Below are 20,781 nucleotides of genomic sequence, written 5' to 3'. Positions count from 1 at the left end.
CGCGTCACATAGCCAAAAACTCGACGAATCCGCAGGTCAGAGCGATTGTCAGTGGGGCCGCCTAACGTCGTGGACATGAATCAGACGGGGGTGCGCTGGACGTCGGAACAAGTGCTCGCGCTGGCTCCTGACGACACGTCACGCAGGGCGGGCAACAAGCTCGGCACGGCGGGGCCGTGGTCGGAGACGGGGTGCGACGCCACGGGCGCCGTGTGGGGGCTGTGCAAGGGCAGCGGCAGCAAGCCGTACCGAACGGTGGTGGACACGACGGGCCCGGCCTGCGCGTGCTCCTGCCCGAGCCGGAAGTTCCCGTGCAAGCACGCGCTGGGCCTGCTGCTGCTCTGGGCGGCGGACGGACGGACCGTGGCGGGGGGCGCGGAGGCGCCCGGCTGGGCCGGGGAGTGGCTCGACGGGCGCCGGAAGCGACGGGCGGAGAGAGCGGCGGGCGGGGCGGAGAAGACCACGGGCGGGGCGGCGAGGACAGCCGGTCCGGAGGCCGCCCGGCGCCGGGCCGAGCGCAGGGCCGCCCGGATCACCTCGGGCGCCTCGGAGTTGGAGCAGCGGCTGACGGACCTGCTGCGCGGCGGTCTCGCCTCGGCGGAGCAGGCGGGTTACGGACTGTGGGAGGAGACGGCGGCGCGCATGGTCGACGCACAGGCACCGGGGCTGGCGGGTCGGGTCCGGGAGTTGGGGGCGATACCGGGCTCGGGTCCCGGCTGGCCGGTGCGGCTGCTGGAGGAGTCCGCGCTGCTGCATCTGCTGGACACGGCGTGGCTGGGGCTCGACCGGCTGCCGGAACCGCTGGCGGCGACGGTCCGCACCAGGGTCGGCCTCCCGTCGCCCGCCGGGGGTCCGCCGGTCCGGGACCACTGGCTGGTCCTCGCGCAGTACGACACGTCGGACGGCAAGCTCGTCACCCGCCGGATCCGGCTGTACGGGCGGGACTCGGGGCGGTCGGCGGTGCTGCTCTCCTTCGGCGCCGCGGGCCGCGCGCCGGAACTGGCGCTGCCGGTGGGGGTGATGATCGACGCCGAGATCGTTCCGCACCCGGGCGCCGGGCAGTCGCGGGCCGACTGGGGTGAGCGGTTCGGCGCCCCGGTCCCGATGGAGGAGCCGCCGCCGGGTGGCTCCGTGACGGCGGCGATCGAGGCGTACGGCGCCGCGCTGCGCGCCGATCCCTGGCTGGAGGCGTGCCCGGTGACGCTCCGCGACGTCGTCCCGGTGCCCGGGGCGGGCGGCGGCTGGCAACTGGCCGACGCCGACGGCGGTTCCGCGCTGCCGGTCGCGCCGGTCTCGCTCGGCCACCCCGGGCTGTGGAAGCTGGCCGCACTCTCCGGCGGCGGCCCGGTCACGGTGTTCGGCGAATGCGGCCACCGCGGCTTCCGGCCCCTCACCGCCTGGTCGGCGGAGGCCCCGGGGACGGTCCCGCTCACCTGAACTCGCGCACGCACCCGCAGACCTGATGCGACGTACGGACGGAGTACATCCTGATGACCAGCAAGCCCAACACGTCCAACTCGCCCAGCACGTCCAGCACCTCCAGCACGTCCAACTCGCTCAGCACGCCCGACCGGCGCGCCACCCACAGCGCGCACGACACGAATGACACGCACGTCACCCAGGACACGACGGCGCGGACCCTCACGAACACCGCGGGGACGGGGGCGCCCTGGGAGTCCTCCTGGGAAGGGCTCGTCACCTCGGCGCTGCTCGGCACCGACCGCCGCACTCCGCCCGCGGAGGTCCTCGCCGTCGGCAAGGACGCCCCGGTCGCCCTGCTGGACGCCGCAGCGCTGCACACCGTACGGCGCAGGGCGGGGCTGCGCCCGGCGCCCGCCGCCGAGCCCCCGGCGCCCGCGGCCCACGACGGCCGCGCACGTCTGCCCGAGGCGGCGGGGCGGCGGCTCGGGCAGCTGCTGGCCGACCGGGCGGCGCCCACGAGCGGCGGAGGCCGTCGCGGTACGGCACCCGACCTCACGGAGCTGCTGCCGCAGTGGCTCGCCGTGGCCAACGCGCGCGGCTACGCGGCCCCCGCCCCGGTGCTGCCCGCCCTGCTGGACGCGGCCCGCGCGCGCACCGACCTGCGGCCGCAGGCCCTGGCCTTCGCCGGGCCCCGCGGGCTCTGGCTCGCCCGGCTCAACCCGGAGTGGAAGTTCGCGCTGCGCGGGGCCTCCGGCGGCGCCGTGCTGCCCGCGGCCGAGGACGGGGAGGCGACACGACGCCTGTGGGAGGAGGGCCTGTTCGCCGAGCGGGTCGCCCTGCTCTCCGCCGTACGGGCCAGGGACGCGGAGGCGGCGCGGACGCTGCTCGCCTCGACCTGGCCGAGCGAGCGCGCAGAGGACCGGCTGATGTTCCTCGACTCCCTGCGCGACGGGCTCTCCGGGGCCGATGAGCCCTTTCTCGAACAGGCGTTGTCGGACCGCAGCCGCAATGTGCGCTCCACCGCCGCCGAACTGCTGTCGGCGCTGCCAGGATCCGCCCTCGCGGGCCGGATGGCGGCCCGCGCGGCCACCTGCGTCGGCATGGACCGCACCGGCGGCGGACAGGTCATCGCGGTCGAGGCGCCGCACGAGTGCGACGCGGACATGCAGCGCGACGGAGTGGTCCCCGCGCCGCCCGGCGGCCGGGGCGAACGGTCGTGGTGGCTGGGGCAGTTGGTGGAGGCCGCCCCGCTCTCCGGCTGGCCGGCCAGGCTCGGCGGCCGGACGCCCGAGGAGATCCTCGCCCTGCCCGTCCTGGACGACTGGGCGGACGAGTTGCACGCAGCGTGGTGCCGGGCGGCCGTACGGCAGGGGGACGCGCGCTGGTCGGCCGCGCTGCTGGGGCCGCCCGCGACCCCGTCCGACACCGGTCCCGGCGCGACCTCGCTCGCCGAGCGCGCGAAACTGCTCGCCACGCTGCCCGAGGCGGAACGGGCCGACTGGGTGGCCGCGTTCATCGACGCGCACGGCCTGCCGGAGGCGTTCCAGTTGCTCGGCTGCTGCGCCGTGCCCTGGTCGGGCGCGCTCGGCCGGGCGGTCGTGGACGCACTCGACATCGCCAGGGACGCGGGCAGCTACCCCTGGAGCTTCAGCGGCGTCATGGGCCTCGCCGAACGGTGCCTGGACCCGGTGGAGGTGAACAGGCTGGAACTGCTCACGGCGACCCCGGACGAACCGGAGGGCGCGTCACCGGGCGCGGGCGGCTACTGGTCGGAGGCGTTCCAGCGCCTGGTGTCCACCCTGCGCCTGCGCGCCCTGATGCTCGCCGAACTGGACCCGGTGCGCGAACCGGCCCAGGAGCCGGCACCAGCACCGGAGCGAATACCGGCACCGGCACGAATACCGGAGCCGCCGACCACTCCGCCCGGTACGAGGCCGGAACACCTGGGGCCATCAGACCCTGCGCCCTGATCCGGGCAGCGGAACCCGTCACGCCCCCGCGGGCTGACGGATGTTGGCCTCGACCCAGGAGACGATCGACGCCGTCGTCGCCCCCGGGGTGAAGATCTCCGCGACGCCCTGCTCCTTCAGCGGGGCGATGTCCGCGTCCGGGATGATGCCGCCGCCGAAGACCTTGATGTCGGCCGCGTCCCGCTCCCTCAGCAGCTCGATCACCTTGGCGAAGAGCGTGTTGTGCGCGCCGGAGAGGATGGACAGGCCGATCGCGTCGGCGTCCTCCTGGATCGCGGTGTCCACGATCTGCTCGGGCGTCTGATGGAGCCCCGTGTAGATGACCTCCATCCCCGCGTCCCGCAGGGCCCTGGCAATCACCTTGGCCCCACGGTCGTGCCCGTCGAGTCCCGGCTTGGCGACCACCACACGGATCGGACCTGTCACACCCATCACTGCCTCCACCTACCGACTTGCGCTGTCATTGGCACGGCCCCCCGCGCCCGCCAAGGCCCGGAGTAGTGAACGAACGTTATCCACAGCATCCCGCAACCAGCCGTTTCGCGGAGGCCGCCGAGGGGGAAATCACACATGGGACATGTTCGCTTTGCGCCGTTCCGTCACCACCCGGCCCCACCTGGCCGGGCAGGAACGACCGCAAGGGGAGCCGCGGACGGAGCCGTCACGACCCGACGGCTCCCGGCATGTCGCCGTGGCGCCCCATGAGGGCATACGGGGGACAGAGCCGCCTCCCGTATGCCGTTCGGAGGTCGGCCATGAAGGTCACGCCGTTCGCGCCACTCTCGCCGTTCGGACCGCTTTCATCGCTCGCATCACTCACATCACTGTGGTCGCTCTGGTCGCTCCGGTCACTGTCATCGCTTTCGTCGCCCCTCTCGTGCCCGGCCTTCCTGTCGCCCTTCCTGTCGCCCGTTCTGCGCCAGGTGAGCCGCGTACGCACGGCGGGCCCGGCCGCCCTCCCCCTGCGCGTCACCGCCCCCGTGCGGGCCGGCGCGCTCGACCTGGCGATCTTCACCGGGCATCTCCTCCTGTATCCGGCCGGAATCATCCAGGAGCGCCGCGCCGCTCCCCTGCCACCGGAGGCCTCCCCGCTGCCCACCGAGGGCCGCACGCACCCGCCCGTCGTGCTGCTGCACGGCTTCGTGGACAACCGGTCCGTCTTCGTCCTGCTGCGCCGCTCCCTCGCCCGGCACGGCTGGCACCATCTCGCCTCCCTCAACTACTCGCCGCTGACCTGCGACATCCGTACGGCCGCCGAGTTGCTGGGCCGCCACATCGAGGAGATCTGCGCCCGCACCGGCCACCGCCGGGTCGATGTCGTCGGCCACAGTCTGGGCGGCCTGATCGCCCGGTATTACGTACAGCGCCTGGGCGGTGACAGCCGGATACGTACGCTGATCACGCTGGGCACACCGCACGAGGGCACCACGGCCGTGCCGCTCGCCGACGCCCACCCCGTCGTACGGCAGATGCGCCCCGGATCGCCGGTCATCGAGGAGTTGCGGCTGCCCGCGCCCGGCTGCCGTACGCGGTTCGTGAGCTTCTGGAGCGATGCCGACCCGCTGATGGCGCCCGTCTCGACGGCCAGGATCGAACACCCGGACCTTCTCGTGGAGAACGTGCTGGTGAGCGGTGTCGGCCATCTCGCCCTGCCGGTCCACCCGGGGGTCGCCGCGGGGATCCGGCACGCGCTCGGCGGCTCCGGTTCCGGCGAAGGCTCCGAACCGGCGCCGCCGGAGGACGGATCCGGGTCCATTTCCGTCGCCTGAACCCCGCGCCCGACGCCCCGCCCCGAGGGGCTCGCACGAGCCTCGCACTCGAACACGTTTCGAACATATGGCCAAGCCTGCGCCCACAGTTCGCCGAAACACGGCCGAATGCCCGTTTCCGCAAAGCACGAAACTCGCGGAAGATTGTCGCCGTCGCATACCGCCGGGTACAGTCGCGGCCACTGCTTTCCCTCTGGGATTCCTTCCATCAACGGCCGGATTTCCCAGACCCTGGTTCTGCTGCCGAGGCGAGAGAGAAGTTGGTGAACGACCAGCACGCCCACGCCGGGTACACCGCATACGACGGTTACCAGAACGGCAGCTTCGAGACAGATCCCCTCTTCGGCTCCCTGCCGGACGGTTCCGCGGGCGCGGGTGGATACGGCGGCGCTTCCGCCTCCACCGGCCAGTACGCGACCGTGCAGGCCGACCACTACGACAGTGGTCAGTGGGACACCGGCGCCCATCACCAGGCCACCGGGTACGACACGTACGGCACACAGGCGTACGACACCAGCGGCCAATGGCCCACCGTCGCCCCGCCCGCCCCCACCGACGGCAGCGGCTATCCGCAGGACGCCACAGGCGAGTGGGGTTCCGGCGCGTGGCACCAGGTCGTCCAGCCGAACAGCCCTGACGGAACGGGCCAGTTCGACAGCACGCAGTTCAACGGCGCCTCGTACGGTTACGACACTCCCGGGGCGACGGCGACCGCCGCGTTCGATCCCGCGCAGGCGGCTCAACTCGAAACCGCGCAGTTCGAGGCGGCACAGTTCGAGGCAACACCGTTCGAGGCAGAGCAGTTCGAGGCGGCACAGGCAGCGCAGTTCGAAGCCGCACCGTTCGAGTACGAGGCGACCGCTCAGTGGACCGCGTCCACGTTCGACACCGGTTCGTACGACGCCACGGCCTGGAACGGGGCCACCGCACCGCACGAGGACACGTCGTACGCGTACGGCGCCCCCGGCCCCGAGCCTGAACGGGCCTTCGGCACGGAGCCCGACCACGAGACCGAGCACGGCTACGAAGCCAAGCAGGGCTACGAGACCGAGCAGGGCTACGAGACCGTCGCCACCGAGGCCCACGCCGCACCGGAGACCGGACCGGCGGCCGGGGCGGAACGTCCCACGCCGGCCGTCGACTTCACCAAGGACTCCGAGAACCCCGCGGAGCCCGGCACTCCGGATGACGACCCCGACGCGCTGCACATGGCGCCGACGATGGCCACCCCCGCCGTGACAGCCGTCCCCCGCCCCGTGCGCCGGGCCGGCGGCAGTGGCGGCGGCAGCCGGGGCCGCCGCCGCACCCCCGCCAAGCGTTCGGCCCTCCTCACCGTCGCCGTTCCCTCCGCCTGCGTGATGGGCGTCGCCGGCATCGCCGCGGCCTCCGTCGGCGGACTCACCGGCGAGGACGCCAAGGACGACTCCACCACCACGGCCTCCGCCGAGGACACCGCCTCCACCAAGCCCGTCACCGCGGCCGCCAACAACAAGCTGGACACACAGCTCGCCGCGCTCAGCGCCGACGCCCGCGACTTCGGCGACCGCGCCAGCCGCACACAGGAGCGGATCGACCTTCAGGAGCGGAAGGAGGCGGAGCGGCAGCGCGCCAAGGAAGAGGCGGCGCGCAAGGAGGCGCTCCGCCCCAAGTTCGCCCTCCCCGTCTCGCAGAACGGACTCAGCGCCCAGTACGGCCAGGCCGGCGTCAACTGGATGTCCATGCACACCGGGATCGACTTCCCCGTGTCGTACGGCACGCCTGTCATGGCGGCGACCGACGGCACCGTACGCACGCAGTACAACAGCGCGTACGGCAACATGGCGATCGTGACCGCCGCCGACGGCACGGAGACCTGGTACTGCCACCTCAGCACCACCAAGCTCCGCTCCGGTTCCGTCAAGGCCGGTGACGTGATCGCCTACTCGGGCAACTCGGGCAACTCGACCGGTCCGCACCTGCACTTCGAGGTACGGCCCGGCGGCGGCGCGGCGATCGACCCGCTGGCCTGGCTCCGCAGCCACGGCCTCGACCCGACGTAAACCCGGCGCGTACGACCTCCCGCCAGGCCGTACGTGCCGCACCTGCCGTACGTGCCCGTGCCCTGCCACCCGGCAGGGCACCCGCCCCTCCCGGGCCTACAGCTTCTCGACCGGCGCGTACCGCAGCAGCAGCCGCTTGGGCTTGGTGTCCCCGAAGTCGACCGTCGCCTGTGCGTCCGCGCCCGCGCCGGTCACCTCCATGACCGTGCCGAGCCCGAACTGGTCGTGCGTGACCCGGTCTCCCACCGCCAGCGTGATCACCGGCTTGTCGCTCGTGCGCCGCGTGGCGAAGCCCGAAGGCCCGCCGCCCGACCGCGAGCGCGCTGCGGTGGAGGAGAGCGACGACGTGATCCCGGACGTCGGGCCCGCCGGGATCTGCGCGCCGGTCCGCTTCCACTCCAGGTGGCGTTCCGGGATCTCCTCCAGGAAGCGCGAGGCCGGGTTGTACGAGGGCTGCCCCCAGGCGCTGCGCATCGACGACCGCGTCAGATAGAGCCGTTCACGGGCGCGCGTGATGCCGACGTACGCGAGGCGGCGCTCCTCCTCCAGCTCCTTCGTCTGGCCGAGGGCGCGCATGTGCGGGAAGACGCCGTCCTCCATGCCGGAGAGGAAGACCACCGGGAACTCCAGGCCCTTGGCGGTGTGCAGCGTCATCAGCGTGATGACGCCGGAGCCGTCCTCGTCCTCGTCGGGGATCTGGTCGGAGTCGGCGACGAGTGCGACCTTCTCCAGGAACTCGGCGAGGGTCGGCGTCGCGGCCACGGCCGGAGCGGCGGCCTCCGCGCCGGCCGTTCCGTCATTGCCATCAGCGCCGTCACCGGCGTCGGCGCCCGCGGCGGCCTGGCTGCGCTCCTGTTCGAACTCCAGCGCCACCGACGCCAGTTCCTGCAAGTTCTCGATCCGGGTCTCGTCCTGCGGGTCGGTCGAGGCCTGAAGCTCCGCCAGATAGCCGGTCCGTTCGAGCACGGCCTCCAGGACCAGTGCCGGCCCGGCACCCGACTCGACGATCGTACGCAGCTCCTCCATCAGCGTGTTGAAGCGCTTGACGGCATTGGCGGAGCGCGCCGCCATGCCGTACGCCTCGTCCACGCGCCGCAGCGCCTGCGGGAAGGTGATCTTCTCCCGCAGCGCGAGAGCGTCGATCATGGCCTCCGCCCGCTCCCCGATGCCGCGCTTGGGCACATTAAGGATCCGGCGCAGCGGTACGTTGTCCTCCGGATTGGCGAGGACCCGCAGGTAGGCCAGGACGTCACGGACCTCCTTGCGCTCGTAGAAGCGCACTCCGCCGACGACCTTGTACGGCAGGCCGACCCGGATGAAGATCTCCTCGAAGACGCGGGACTGCGCGTTCGTCCGGTAGAAGACGGCGACGTCACCCGCCTTGGCCTCGCCCGCGTCCGTCAGCCGGTCGATCTCGTCGGCGACGAACTGCGCCTCGTCGTGCTCCGTGTCCGCGACGTAACCGGTGATCTGGGCGCCGGCGCCGGCCTTGGTCCAGAGGTTCTTCGGGCGGCGGCTCTCGTTGCGCTCGATGACCGCGTTGGCGGCGCTGAGGATCGTCTGCGTGGAGCGGTAGTTCTGCTCCAGCAGGATCGTCGTCGCGTCCGGGTAGTCCTCCTCGAACTGGAGGATGTTGCGGATGGTGGCGCCGCGGAAGGCGTAGATCGACTGGTCGGCGTCGCCGACGACGCAGAGCTCCGCGGGGTCCTCGCCCTCGCCGGAGGGGCCCACCAGCTCGCGTACGAGGGTGTACTGCGCGTGGTTCGTGTCCTGGTACTCGTCCACCAGGACGTGCCGGAAGCGGCGCCGGTAGTGCTCGGCGACGTCGGGGAACGCCTGGAGCAGGTGGACGGTGGTCATGATGATGTCGTCGAAGTCCAGGGCGTTGGCCTCGCGCAGCCGTGCCTGGTACATCCGGTACGCCTCGGCGAGCGTCTTCTCGAAGCCGTCGACGGCCTGTCCCGCGAAGGTCTCCTCGTCGATCAGCTCGTTCTTGAGGTTGGAGATCTTGGCGCTGAAGGACTTCGGCGGATAGCGCTTGGGGTCGAGGTCCAGATCGCGGCAGACCAGGGCCATGAGCCGCTTCGAGTCGGCGGCGTCGTAGATCGAGAACGACGAGGTGAACCCGAGCCGCTTCGACTCGCGCCGCAGGATCCGCACGCAGGCGCTGTGGAAGGTCAGCACCCACATCGCCTGGGCGCGCGGGCCGACGAGCTGCCCGACGCGCTCCTTCATCTCGCCCGCGGCCTTGTTGGTGAAGGTGATCGCCAGTATCTCGCCGGGGTGGACGCTGCGGGTGCCGAGGAGATGGGCGATCCGGTGGGTCAGAACCCGGGTCTTGCCGGATCCGGCCCCGGCGACGATGAGCAGCGGCGACCCCGTGTGCACGACGGCCGCGCTCTGCTCCTCGTTCAGCCCTTCGAGGAGCGAGGCAGGGTCGATGACCGTACGGGCCGACCCGTTGCGGTGGTACGGATCCCGGGCCGGAGGCACGTCGTACGCCCCCTGGAACAGGTCGTCGGGCACCTGCTCCGGGGCGTGTTCGTCCAGGTCCTCGGGCGGCGGGGGGTGCTCGTCGCCGGAGGGCTGGAGGTCGGCCAGGAAACTGTCGTCAAAGAGGCTGCTCATCGCTTAACGAGTCTAGGCCGCCGCACCGACAGTCGGAGCCCGCCCGGCGAAGCCGGTCCGGCGGATCCACCCCGGAAGGCGGACGGTTCCGGATTACACACGGAGCGTAACGCTATACCCCCTATTACGGCTCCCTGCACTCCGCACGAGCAAATGGTCACAGAAATGTATCGGGCATATCGGCCATCCACCTTCACATCAGCGCCACATCTTGGCTAGCGTGCTCGATCAGGCAGCCCGTACCTCTGAAGGCGATCCGCGCCGAGCGGGCGGCCCACGCCGAATCCGGGCTTTCCAGCGGGAAGTTCGGAACCGGGGACCCACTCTGCAAGACCGGGGTGAATCGGGCCGTACGTTCGCCGTACGTACAACGCCCGTAGGGCAGCCTTCCGTTCCGCCCGAACCCGACAGCTAACCCGGTAGGCGGTCCACGGAAGGAGATGCCGAACTTGGCGTCGCATCGCAAGGCGCGCAGCCGTAGCGGGGTACGCACCAACACCCCTGCCGTCGGGATCACGACGGCCGCCCTCGCCTCGGTCACGCTGCTGTCGACGCAGAGCGCGGACGCCGCGCCCACGGAATCGAAGTCCTCGCCGTCGGTCGAAGAGGTGGAGAAAAAGGTCAGCGACCTGTACCGCCAGGCCGGTGGTGACGCGCAGAGGTCCGCCAGGACGAAGGAGGCGACGGCCAAGCAGAAGCGCACGGTCGACCGGGTCATCGACGGTGTGGCCAAGAGCGCGGACAAGCTGAACGAGGCCCGCCGTACGCTCGGTTCCTACACGTCCGCGCAGTCCGGGGGCGGCGCGGGCACCCCTGCGGGCGCCCCTGTCGCCCCGGCCGCTTCCGTCACCCCGGCAGCCCCGGCCCCACCTGTCGCCCCTGTCGCCCCTGTCACTCCTGTTGTACCGGCGATGCCTGCCACCGCTCCCGCCATGCCCGCAACGGCTCCCGCCATGCCTGCCACGGCCCCCGCCGCCGTACTGTTCGCGGACAGCCCGCAGACGTACGTCGAGCAGACGGGGATGACGGAGCGGCTGACCGACCGTCAGCAGAGCCCCGTCGCCGACCACTGGAGCTCCCGGGCGGACACCCGCGCCCCGGAGTCGCCGGACGAGTCCCAGGAGTCCCTGCGGACCAGCAAGGAGCAGATCCAGAAGAAGCTGGCCGAGGCCCGCGCGCTGCTGGCGCGGCTCACCGCGGAGGAGCAGGCACGGCTGGCCGCGCTGGAGCGCAAGAAGGAAGAAGCGGCCCGCCGCACGGCGGAGGCGCAGGCCAAGGCGGAGGCCCGCGACAAGGCGGAGGCCGACGCCGAGGCGGAGCGCCGGCGCGAGGCGGAGCTGATCCTGCCCCGGTCGCAGCCCCAGGCTCCGTCGGCCGACCCCGGCACGGGCACGGGATCAGGCACGGGAACGGGCACCGACGCGGCAACGGTCGCAGGTGCGAACGCGGGAACGGCTGGCGGCACCGGACTGGAGGCCGTGACCGGCGGTGACCCCGCCGGCATCTACGCGGCCAAGGCGGCGAAGGTGCTCGCCTTCGCACGCACCCAGATCGGCAAGCCGTACGTGTGGGGCGCCTCGGGGCCGAGTTCGTACGACTCCTCGGGCCTGACCCAGGCGGCGTGGCGGGCGGCCGGTGTCGAGCTGCCGCGCAGCACGAGCGACCAGGTGGACACGGGCACGCGCGTCACCACCGATGATCTGCTCCCCGGCGACCTGGTCTTCTTCTACGACGACATCAGCCACGCCGGCATCTACATCGGCGACGGCATGATGATCCACGCGCCCAAGCCGGGTGCGAACGTGCGTGAGGAATCGATCTACTACCTGCCGATCTACGGCAGCGTCCGCCCGGCCTGACCCGGTCGCGGCGCCCCGCGGACTCCGTCTCGGCGCCCCGCGGACCCGGCGGACCCGACCTCACCGGGGTCGGGTCCGTCGGGGGCCGGGGTCAGGTCCAGAGCGTGGCGATGAGGATGTTGGCCACAGTCAGCCCGCCCACCGCGCCGAACAGCGGCTTCTCGGCCGCCTCGTCGTCCCGCTTCACGTAGACGATGCCCAGGATCACGACCAGGACGGCCAGCTTGACGCCGATCTTGATGTTGTTGAGGGGCTGGTCGTCGGCCTGGTTGAGGCCCACCAGCACCATTCCCGTGATCAGCATGGTGAGAGCGCCGTGCAGCATCGCCGGGGTGAAGCGCGCCGTACCGGCGCTCATCGCCTTCATCTGGGTCAGGAAACCGCCGAGCAGGGCGGCTATGCCGATGATGTGCAGGGCGACGAAGACATTGATCAGTACGTCCATGCCGGGAGCGTAGCCCGGCCCATATCACCCGCCTTCGGTGAGGTGGGGCTTACTTCCGCTATCAGTCGGGTCCGTCCGGAAAAGCGCGCTCCGCCGGGCCATCATGATCGTGAAACGCTCCGGAACCTTCACCTCCCGCCAATACCCGCCATGTCGAGGCCGGGCTGTGACCGTGCGCCCTAACGTCCTGCGTACGGCCCTCACGGGGCCGTACCGGGCGGCCGTACCGCACGGAGTCAACGGAACCGAAGGAAACGGACCCCGCCCCCGTGGCAGCGCACCGAAACCACCGAATCCACCGAAAGCCCAGACAGCGGCTGTTCACCGGCCAGGCCGGCCGCACCGCGGCGACGCTCGCGCTCGCGGGAGCCGCGACCGCCACCGCCACGGGCCCCGCGCAGGGCGAGCCCCGGCTCACCCCCGCGCAGATCAAGGCCCAGGTCGACACGCTGTACGCGCAGGCGGAGACGGCCACCGAGCAGTACAACGGGGCGAAGGTGAAGGCGGACGAGGCCCGTGCCTCGCTCACCGAGCTGCGCGACGAGGCCGCGCGCAGGACCGACGGGCTCAACACCTCGCGCGCCGAGCTGGGCTCGATCGCCACCGCGCAGTACCGCAGCGGTGGCCTTGACCCCGCCGTACAGCTCGCCCTCAGCTCCCGGCCCGAGGACTACCTGGAGCAGGCCGGTGTCGCCGAGCGGGCCGGCAGCAGGCAGGCCGCCACCGTCGCGGGGATCCGCCGGGAGCTGTCGCGGATCGCCGGGCTGCGCTCGCGGGCGGACACCCAGCTCGCCGATCTCACGGCCCGCCGTGCCGAGCTGGCCCGGCACAAGTCCACGATCCAGCGGAAGATCGGCTCCGCCCAGCGGCTGCTCGACGAGCTCACCGCCGAGGAGCGCGACCGGTACGAGGGGCGGGGCGGAACGGGGCGACAGGACGGCGGGGACCCGGCCCGCGCGGACCGGGGGACGCCACGCGGCACGGCAGCGGCGCCGAACGCGCGGGCCGAGGCCGCCGTCGCCTTCGCGTACGGCGCGATCGGCAAGCCGTACGTGTGGGGCGCGACCGGTCCCGGCTCCTTCGACTGCTCAGGGCTGACCCAGGCCGCGTGGCGTGCCGCCGGGGTCGCCCTGCCCCGCACCACCTACACGCAGATCAACACGGGCCGGCGCGTCGCCCGTTCCGAACTGGCCCCCGGTGACCTGGTGTTCTTCTACTCGGGCATCAGCCATGTCGGGATCTATGTGGGCGGCGGACAGATGATCCACGCGCCCAGGCCCGGTACGGCGGTCCGGCTCGCGCCGGTCGACGAGATGCCGTTCGCGGGCGCCGCCCGACCGCTCTAGCGTCCGTCTGACGCCCTTTCCGGTCCGTCCACGCGTCGTCGGTCTCCGACCGCCCCTGACGGCCCACGCCGGAGTGCCCCGCCCTCGGTTGCGGGTCACGATGTGCAGCAAGCGGTCCGCTCATCGGCCCGCGAGGTGAGACGGGGTACGCCGGGCCGGCAACGGCGGGGTGATCGGAGAGGGGCGGTCGTGAGACGAGCCACCACTGTCAGGGCAACGGCCCTCGTGGCCGGCGCGCTGTTCGTCCTGGCCCCCGTGGGGGTCACCCCGAAAGGCTGCGGGGATCTCTCCGGCGGCCGGCTCTGCGTCGAGGGCCCGATCGGCGGCGCGGGCCCCTTCACCACGCGGTACGTACGCCACGGGGACGAGCCCGAAATTCGTGTACGCCTCGGCTACCAGCGCAAGGACGCCCGGCTCACGGCCTTCCCCGGCTGGTTCGGCACGCAGCGCACCCGGCACGGCCGCGCCGAACTGACCGGCGTCATCGACACCCTGCCCGGCGAATGCATCCGCGGCGTGCTGGACCACCGGGGGCGGTTGTACGTCACCGGGTGGCACTGCTCGTAGCCGTCCGGCCCGCCGGGCGGCCGTGAGCCGTCAGCCGTGAGCCGTGGGCCGTGGGCCGTCAGACCAGCCTGCGGGCCGTCGCCCAGCGGGTCAGCTCGTGCCGGTTGGAGAGCTGGAGCTTGCGCAGGACCGCCGAGACATGGGACTCCACGGTCTTCACCGAGATGAAGAGCTGCTTGGCGATCTCCTTGTAGGCGTATCCGCGGGCGATGAGCCGCAGCACCTCGCGCTCGCGCTGGGTGAGCCGGTCCATGTCCTCGTCCACCGGAGGCGCGTCCGTCGAGGCGAAGGCGTCCAGGACGAAGCCGGCCAGCCGGGGCGAGAAGACCGCGTCGCCCTCCTGGACCCGGAAGATCGAGTTGACCAGGTCCGTGCCGGTGATCGTCTTGGTGACATAGCCGCGGGCGCCGCCCCGGATGACGCCGATGACGTCCTCCGCCGCGTCCGAGACCGAGAGCGCCAGGAAGCGCACCGGGTTCTCCGCCGCCGCCATCATGGGGGCGCTGCGGCGCAGCACCTCGACCCCGCCGCCGCCCGGCAGATGGACGTCGAGCAGGACGACCTCGGGACGGGTCGCGGTGATCACGGTGATCGCCTGGTCGACATCGGCGGCCTCGCCGACGACCTCGACGCCGGTCTCCTCCGTGCGGCCGATCTCCGCCTGGACGCCCGTACGGAACATCCGGTGGTCGTCGACGAGCACGACGCGGACCCGGCGGCCGTCCCCCGCCGGGTCCCCGCTCGCCGCGGGAGTGGATTCGGCGTGTACGCCCTCGCTCATGGTCTGTGCCCCTCGCCCTCGTCGCTCCGCCGCGGTCTGCGCGGCTCTCGTACCGTACGGTCCCCGCCCGGCGACCGGTCCATCCCCTGTGGGTCGGCGTGCTCCCACTCCTCGGCCGACCGTTGGACGACCCTTGGCCGGCCCTTGCCGGCACGCCCCGTCCGTCAGTCGTCGGCGCGCTCCATCTCCAACTCGACCTCCGTGCCGCCGTCGGGCACCGCGCGCAGCCGGGCCGTGCCCCCGTTGCGCTGCATCCGGCCGATGATCGACTCGCGGACACCCATCCGGTCGTCCGGCACGGCGTCCAGGTCGAATCCCGGGCCGCGGTCGCGCACGGAGAGGAAGACCGTACGCCCCTCGACCTCCGCGAACACCTGGACGGCGCCGCCCTCGCCACCGTACTTGGCGGCGTTGACCATCGCCTCGCGCGCGGCCTGCATCTGCGCGGACAGCTTCTCGTCGAGCGGGCAGTCGCCGACGACCACGACCTCGATCGGCACCCCGTGGTAGTCCTCCACCTCGGCCGCCGTCCGCTTCACCGCGTCGGCAAGGGTGGTGGGCTCGTCCGCCTCGTCCTTGCCGGTGCCCTCCGGCTTGTAGAGCCAGGCGCGCAGCTCGCGCTCCTGGGCACGGGCGAGGCGGCGGACCTCTCCCCCGTCGTCCGCGTTGCGCTGGATGAGCGTCAGGGTGTGCAGGACCGAGTCGTGGACATGCGCGGCGACCTCGGCGCGCTCCTGGGCGCGGATCCGCATCAGCCGCTCCTCGGAGAGGTCCTGGGTCATCCGGACGAGCCAGGGCCCGGCGAGCAGGGCGGTCCCGGCGACGACGGCTATCGCGCCCGTCAGCACATTGCCGAACTGGGCCGCCGAGCCGCGCACCACCACGAAGACGGCGAGGCCGAGGCCGACCAGCGCGACGCCGGCGAGGCTCCGGACCAGCTGGAATATGCGGTGGCGGCGGCCGATCTCGGTCCAGCGGGCACGGCGCGCGTTGTCCGCCTGTCGCCAGACGAGGACGACTCCGACGCCGATCAGCAGCATCGGCCAGATGTAACGGTCGGCGTGGCTGCGGCCCAGGCTGACGTTGCCGATGAAGGTGGCCGCGCTGACGACCAGCGCGAGCAGGGCGAAGAGCTGTCCCTTGTCGGGCTTGCGCAGCCGGCGTCTGCCGTCGGAGCTGATCTCGAAGAGCGGGCGCGACTCGACGGCCCGGCCGCCGACGCCGAGCGGGACGACGATCCAGAACACGGCGTAGAGCAGGGCGCCCAGGCCCTGTGAGAAGAAGAAGAGGAGGAAGACGAGGCGGACCCAGACCACCGGCAGTCCGAGATGGCCGGCGAGCCCGCGCGCGACGCCGCCGAGCAGCCGGCCGTCCGCGCTGCGGTACAGCTTGCGCGGCGGCAGCTCCTCGGGCCCGGGGGCGCGGGAGTGCGGCGGCGCGGCGGGGCGAGGCGGAGCGGCTGGCATGCCATCGATGGTCACACGGCGGGGTGCGGCAGGGCATCAGGGTCGTACCCCTGACGCGACCCTGATCCGTTCCCGGGGGCGGGGCGGGGCCAATATCAGGGTCAGACCGGGGTCGTCGCCGGTGGAGACCGGGCCCTCGCACCGTCACCATGGGCGTATGACCCAGCCGCCAACTCAGCCGCCGTCCTCGCCGACCGCGCCGTCCGACGCGTCACCTCCGCCGTCGGGCGCGGACGCGGTCCCGGGCGCGTCCGCGCCCCTGCAGCGCAGTTCCCGTCAGAAGGTGTTCGCGGGGGTGTGCGGAGGGCTCGGGCGGTACTGCGATGTGGACCCCGTCATCTTCCGGATCGTGCTCGGTGTCCTCGCGGCCGCGGGCGGGCTCGGGCTGATCTTCTACGGGTTCGCCTGGCTGCTGCTCCCGCTGGAGGGCGAGGAGGAGAACGAGGCGCGCAGGCTGCTGTCGGGGCGGGTGGACGGCGCGTCGCTGATCGCCGTGCTGATGGCGCTGGCGGGGTGCGGTCTTTTCCTGTCGATGCTGGACAACGGGGAGACGCTGAGTTTCGCCGCGATGCTGTCGATCGCGGTCGTGGGGTCGGCGGTCTGGTCGCAGCACCGGCGGGGGACGCTGCCGGACGGCGGGCCGCTCGATCCGGCGACGGCGCACATGGTGGCGGACGCTCCTCCGGAGACGAAGGCGCCGCCGACGCCGGGCACCCCGTCGTGGTGGCGGGACCCGATCGTGAAGGACGGTTCCACAGGCCTCGTGGGGACGGACTACATGTGGGGGCCGGAGGACGCGCGGGTGGAGGCGCGGCCGTGGGAGTGGCACAAGGACGGCGGGGACGGAGCGGGCGACCGGAGCCGGGCCGGTGCCCGGATACGGGAGTCCCGCCCCCGGGGCCCGCGGGGGATCGCCGGGATCGTCTTCCTGCTGGCGCTGCTGGCGGGCGGGCTCGGGACGGGGCTGTCCTGGGAGAGCCGGCCGCTGGGCGCGAGCCTGGAGATCGGGCTGACCGCCGCGCTCGCGGTGTTCGGGCTCGGGATCGCGGTCAGCAGCTTCCTGGGCCGTACGGGGGCGGGCACCGTCTTGCTGACGGTGGTCACGGCGGGGCTGCTCGCCGGGAGCGCGGCCCTGCCGCAGAACATCACGACGGAGTGGGCCCGCCGGGAGTGGGCGCCGGTGTCGGCGACGGCGGTGCAGCCGCGCTACGAACTGGGGTCGGGCATCGGCACCCTCGATCTGGGCGGGCTCTCCATTCCGAAGGGGCGGACGGTCACCTCGTCGGCCGAGGTCGGCGCGGGACAGCTCAAGGTCGTCGTACCGGAGGGAGTGACGGTGAAGATGACGGCGAAGGCCGGTCTCGGGGACATCAGGCTGCCGGGTGAGCCGCCGAACGATGTGGACATATCACCGGACCAGTCGCGGGGGCGTGTGCTGGCGCCGGCCGCGGGCAGCGCTCCGGCGGGGACGCTGCTGCTGACACTGAAGGTCGGGCTCGGACAGGTGGAGGTGACCCGTGCTGCTTCATGAGTTCCGGCCGGGCCGGCTGATCGCGGGGCTGACGGCGCTGACGGCGTCCGCCGCGTACGCGGGCGACGCGGCGGACGCCTGGCACACACCCTGGTTCGCGGCGCTGCCCCTGGTCTTCTTCGGGCTGTTCCTGGCGGCCGTGGTGACTTTGGGCCACTACCTCATACGCCGGCGCCGGTCGGCGAGGACGGCGTCCAGGGAGAACGTCGGCGCTCCGGCGAGCACGAGCGGCAGCCAGGCCATGAGATAGGGGAGGTCGTTGCCGTAGTAGTACGGCGTGGCCTGCCAGCTCACGGTGAGCCAGAGGCTGAGCGAGATCAGGGCGCCGCCGAGTGCGGCGATCCGGGTGAGGAGGCCGAAGAGGGCGCCGAGGCCGACGGCGAGTTCACCGATGGCGATGGCGTATCCGAAGCCGGCGGGGTTCTTGAGGGCCAGGTCGACGAGGGCGGGGATCGCGGAGCTGTCGCGGACGCCCCGCATCATCTCGCCGACGGAGCCGCTGCCGGTGGCCGAGAAGAAGCCGCTCTGGGTGAGCTTGTCGATGCCCGCGTAGATGAAGGTGACGCCGAGGAAGATCCTCAGCGGCAGGAGTGCGTGGCGCGTGGCGCTCTCCCGCAGGCCGGGGCGCTCGCCGCCGAGCACTCCGTAACCGTCCGTCCGGTAGCCGTGTGTCATCGCCGGGTCCGCCTCTCCCTGTCCCGCACCGCTGCCGCGGAGGCGGCTGCCTCCGCGTGCCCTGTCCCTGCATACGCAGTGAACACATCCGGCGCTCAGTGAACCAGCCGTTGGGCAGCGCGGGACGGGCCTACTCGGAAAAGACGTGGAAACTCTTCATCGAAACAGGAGCAACAATCGGCCGAATTCGCTCAGTCCATGACTTCGATGATCACGCGGTTGGTTTCGATGCCCGCCGCGGTGACCACCTGCACCTCGACGGCTCCGGGCTCCACCTCCACCGGTACGGGCACGGTGAGTGAAGTGTCCGCCGGGTTGGCGAATCCGCCGGGGACGGGCACCAGCGGCACATGGACGTGGACCGCGCCGATCCGGACGACCATCCGGGCCAGCCGGTCCGGGGTGCCGGCGCCGGGCGGGACGAATCCGGCGCCGCGGATCTCGATGTCGTCGCCGGTCCGGATGGGGGCGTCGAGATCGCCCGCCTCCCTGGCCCGTACGACGGACAGCACGACGGGCCGCCCGCCCTCGGCGTACTTCCCCGCGAAGTAGGTGGCGGCGGAGACCCCGACGAGCAGGGCCAGCGCCCAGGGCAGATCGGGCAGTTGCTCGGGGCGCCGGGCGAGCCGTACGGCGGCGAAGACGACGGCGACGGCATTCACCAGCGTGTACTGCACATCGGTGAAGCTGCCGCGTCCGCCGTCGTCGCAGAGCAGGTCGGCGAGGCGGGGCCGGTCGGCGCGTACCTTCTGGAGCCGCTGGCCCAGCACCCGTACGGACACCACGCGGCGCACGACGACGGCGATGGCGCACACCACGGCGAGGACGCTCACCAGACCCGCGCCCCGGGCCAGTTCGAGACCGGCGATCAGTTCGTCGCGGCGGCGGTGCCCGGAGGCGCCGGCGAGTTCGAAGGCGAGGACGAGCACGGCGTAGACGACGAGCAGCACCCAGGCGGAGGCGACGGTCCGTGAGGTCGAGAGCCGGTTGTCCTCGCCGATCAGCGGCGCGAGCAGCCCGCCGCGGGCGCGGTGCAGCCACGCGGCGGCGGTCAGCAGCGCGGCACAGAGGACGGCGGCGACCAGCCCGGCCGTCCGGGCGAGGGTCCAGCCGGTACCGATCGCGGTCACCGCCTGCGCCAGCAGGAGCAGGACGACGCAGCCCCAGGCGGCGAACAGGGTGTGCCGCCAGACGGTGTGCAGCCAGGCGTCCCCCGCCTCACGGCTGCGGTCCGCCACCGCGCGGGCGGACTGGGTGAGTTCGTCGGACACCCACTGCCGGGAGGCACCCACGGAGTGCGCGACAGCGGCGGGCAGCCCCTGCCCGGCGGCCAGTTCGTCGCGCTTCGCCAGGAACGCGGCCACGGCTCTCCGGTGCCCTTCCCGAGCCCCGTGCGGACAGTCCCCGCACGCACAGCCACCGCTGTGCACGCCCTGCCGCACCTCTTGCACCGCCACGCCGATTGCCGCCTTCCCCGCCCCGCGCCTCAGCCCGGGTCCCGCCCGGATGAACTTCCTTGCATCGCAAGGAAATTGTCCCGCACGAAGGGAGGGGTATGCGAAGTTTGCCGGGTCGGTGCGGGTGACAACATCGTTACGGTGTTGCCCCGCCGACCCGTTGGACCACCGGGCTCAGTCCTCCGCGGGGCGGCGCCGGTTGATCGCGGTGAGGTCGACGCTGATGGCGAACGGCTCCTTCAGCTCCAGCCGTTCGCGGTGGATGCCGGTCGGGACGTAGACATGGGTGGCCGGGTCGAGTTCGTAGCTGTAGACCACGGGATGATCACCCTCTTTCTCGACCCGCCAGTAGCAGCGCACCCCCGCGGCGGCATACTTGCGCGGCTTGACCTCGCGGTCGCGCTCCAGAGAGTCGTCGGAGACGACCTCGACGGCGAGGACAACGTCCTCGGGGTCGTACCAGGTCTGCTCAAGTCCGGTGTCCGCCTCGGCCCGGTAGACGATGAGGTCCGGCTCCGGCCGATTCTTCGAGTCGATCTTGATGGTCATCTCACGGTCGATGTCCAAGCCGTCCGGCACCTGCGACAGAAGAGCGTATTCCAGCAGCCACATCATGCGTGTGTGGAACTTCCGCTGCGGACTCATGAGGACGAGGCTCCCGTCGATCAGCTCAGTGTGCGGCGGGAGGCCCGGAATCCGGTCGAGGTCGTCCGCGGTCCAACCCCCGGCGGGCGGGATCGGCCACTGGTATCGCGGTTCCAGCCCGTGCTCAGGTGCGGCGCTCATGATTACTCCCATAGGACGGAGTCTGACCCCTACCAGCAGC

16 protein-coding genes and 1 riboswitch are annotated in these 20,781 nt (G+C 72.2%); of the genes, 8 read left to right on the top strand and 8 right to left on the bottom strand.

Going from position 1 to position 20,781, the window contains the following annotated elements; all coding sequences use genetic code 11:
* The first annotated feature begins 75 nt into the window (after positions 1–75).
* Positions 76–1,437 carry an SWIM zinc finger family protein gene (locus ACFTZC_RS12390; RefSeq protein ID WP_382888746.1) on the top strand — a complete coding sequence of 454 codons (1,362 nt, stop codon included), beginning with the start codon at positions 76–78 and terminating at the stop codon, positions 1,435–1,437.
* 53 nt (positions 1,438–1,490) lie between these two features.
* Positions 1,491–3,392 (top strand): DUF5691 domain-containing protein, encoded by a 1,902-nt coding sequence (locus ACFTZC_RS12385; RefSeq protein WP_382888745.1) that lies wholly within the window; start codon positions 1,491–1,493, stop codon positions 3,390–3,392.
* An 18-nt stretch (positions 3,393–3,410) separates the two neighbouring features.
* Here the strand turns inward: ACFTZC_RS12385 and ACFTZC_RS12380 are convergent, their stop codons facing one another.
* Positions 3,411–3,824: a cobalamin B12-binding domain-containing protein gene (locus ACFTZC_RS12380; RefSeq protein ID WP_382888744.1), complete on the bottom strand. Its 414-nt coding sequence runs from the start codon at positions 3,822–3,824 to the stop codon at positions 3,411–3,413.
* Between the two features lie 491 nt (positions 3,825–4,315).
* Between ACFTZC_RS12380 and ACFTZC_RS12375 the strand changes: the two genes are divergently transcribed.
* Together ACFTZC_RS12375 and ACFTZC_RS12370 are read left to right on the top strand one after the other, a co-directional pair.
* A complete protein-coding gene (locus ACFTZC_RS12375; RefSeq protein WP_382888743.1) occupies positions 4,316–5,161 on the top strand; it encodes an esterase/lipase family protein in 846 nt (281 codons plus the stop codon).
* A gap of 263 nt (positions 5,162–5,424) precedes the next feature.
* On the top strand, positions 5,425–7,200 hold the full coding sequence (locus ACFTZC_RS12370) for a peptidoglycan DD-metalloendopeptidase family protein (protein ID WP_382888742.1): 1,776 nt from the start codon (positions 5,425–5,427) through the stop codon (positions 7,198–7,200).
* Between the two features lie 96 nt (positions 7,201–7,296).
* On the opposite strand, the gene ACFTZC_RS12365 is transcribed toward ACFTZC_RS12370, so the two are convergent.
* Positions 7,297–9,828 carry an ATP-dependent DNA helicase gene (locus ACFTZC_RS12365; protein WP_382888741.1) on the bottom strand — a complete coding sequence of 844 codons (2,532 nt, stop codon included), beginning with the start codon at positions 9,826–9,828 and terminating at the stop codon, positions 7,297–7,299.
* 267 nt (positions 9,829–10,095) lie between these two features.
* Positions 10,096–10,270: riboswitch (cyclic di-AMP (ydaO/yuaA leader) on the top strand.
* Positions 10,271–10,277: 7 nt separating this feature from the next.
* On the opposite strand from ACFTZC_RS12365, the gene ACFTZC_RS12360 reads away from it, so the two are divergent.
* A complete protein-coding gene (locus tag ACFTZC_RS12360) occupies positions 10,278–11,687 on the top strand; it encodes an NlpC/P60 family protein (protein WP_382888740.1) in 1,410 nt (469 codons plus the stop codon).
* A 91-nt stretch (positions 11,688–11,778) separates the two neighbouring features.
* Here ACFTZC_RS12360 and ACFTZC_RS12355 read toward each other — a convergent pair whose 3' ends face one another.
* Positions 11,779–12,132 carry a hypothetical protein gene (locus tag ACFTZC_RS12355; protein WP_382888739.1) on the bottom strand — a complete coding sequence of 118 codons (354 nt, stop codon included), beginning with the start codon at positions 12,130–12,132 and terminating at the stop codon, positions 11,779–11,781.
* A 269-nt stretch (positions 12,133–12,401) separates the two neighbouring features.
* On the opposite strand from ACFTZC_RS12355, the gene ACFTZC_RS12350 reads away from it, so the two are divergent.
* Both ACFTZC_RS12350 and ACFTZC_RS12345 read left to right on the top strand, forming a co-directional pair.
* Entirely contained in the window at positions 12,402–13,478 is a 1,077-nt protein-coding gene (locus ACFTZC_RS12350) for an NlpC/P60 family protein (RefSeq protein WP_382888738.1), read from the top strand.
* Between the two features lie 189 nt (positions 13,479–13,667).
* Complete coding sequence (locus ACFTZC_RS12345; RefSeq protein WP_382888737.1) at positions 13,668–14,045, top strand: hypothetical protein; 378 nt, start codon at positions 13,668–13,670, stop codon at positions 14,043–14,045.
* A 58-nt stretch (positions 14,046–14,103) separates the two neighbouring features.
* Here the strand turns inward: ACFTZC_RS12345 and ACFTZC_RS12340 are convergent, their stop codons facing one another.
* Together ACFTZC_RS12340 and ACFTZC_RS12335 are read right to left on the bottom strand one after the other, a co-directional pair.
* Positions 14,104–14,826 carry a LuxR C-terminal-related transcriptional regulator gene (locus ACFTZC_RS12340; RefSeq protein WP_382888736.1) on the bottom strand — a complete coding sequence of 241 codons (723 nt, stop codon included), beginning with the start codon at positions 14,824–14,826 and terminating at the stop codon, positions 14,104–14,106.
* Positions 14,827–14,990: 164 nt separating this feature from the next.
* A complete protein-coding gene (locus tag ACFTZC_RS12335; protein WP_382888735.1) occupies positions 14,991–16,292 on the bottom strand; it encodes a PspC domain-containing protein in 1,302 nt (433 codons plus the stop codon).
* Positions 16,293–16,449: 157 nt separating this feature from the next.
* Here ACFTZC_RS12335 and ACFTZC_RS12330 point away from each other — a divergent pair, with 157 nt between their 5' ends.
* Entirely contained in the window at positions 16,450–17,823 is a 1,374-nt protein-coding gene (locus ACFTZC_RS12330) for a PspC domain-containing protein (protein WP_382888734.1), read from the top strand.
* Between the two features lie 156 nt (positions 17,824–17,979).
* Here ACFTZC_RS12330 and ACFTZC_RS12325 read toward each other — a convergent pair whose 3' ends face one another.
* The 3 genes from ACFTZC_RS12325 to ACFTZC_RS12315 all read right to left on the bottom strand — a co-directional run bounded on the left by ACFTZC_RS12325 (position 17,980) and on the right by ACFTZC_RS12315 (position 20,741).
* The gene (locus ACFTZC_RS12325; RefSeq protein ID WP_382888733.1) at positions 17,980–18,498 is read right to left on the bottom strand and encodes a DoxX family protein; all 519 of its coding nucleotides are present in this window, start codon (positions 18,496–18,498) and stop codon (positions 17,980–17,982) included.
* A 191-nt stretch (positions 18,499–18,689) separates the two neighbouring features.
* On the bottom strand, positions 18,690–19,955 hold the full coding sequence (locus ACFTZC_RS12320) for a hypothetical protein (RefSeq protein ID WP_382888732.1): 1,266 nt from the start codon (positions 19,953–19,955) through the stop codon (positions 18,690–18,692).
* 174 nt (positions 19,956–20,129) lie between these two features.
* Positions 20,130–20,741 (bottom strand): Uma2 family endonuclease, encoded by a 612-nt coding sequence (locus ACFTZC_RS12315; protein WP_382888731.1) that lies wholly within the window; start codon positions 20,739–20,741, stop codon positions 20,130–20,132.
* Between the last annotated feature and the right edge of the window lie 40 nt (positions 20,742–20,781).

The organism is Streptomyces sp. NPDC056987 (assembly GCF_042673865.1).
Taxonomy (GTDB): Bacteria; Actinomycetota; Actinomycetes; order Streptomycetales; family Streptomycetaceae; genus Streptomyces.
Note: the sequence above shows the minus strand (reverse complement) of the source record. Positions and strands in the feature narration are given on the sequence as shown.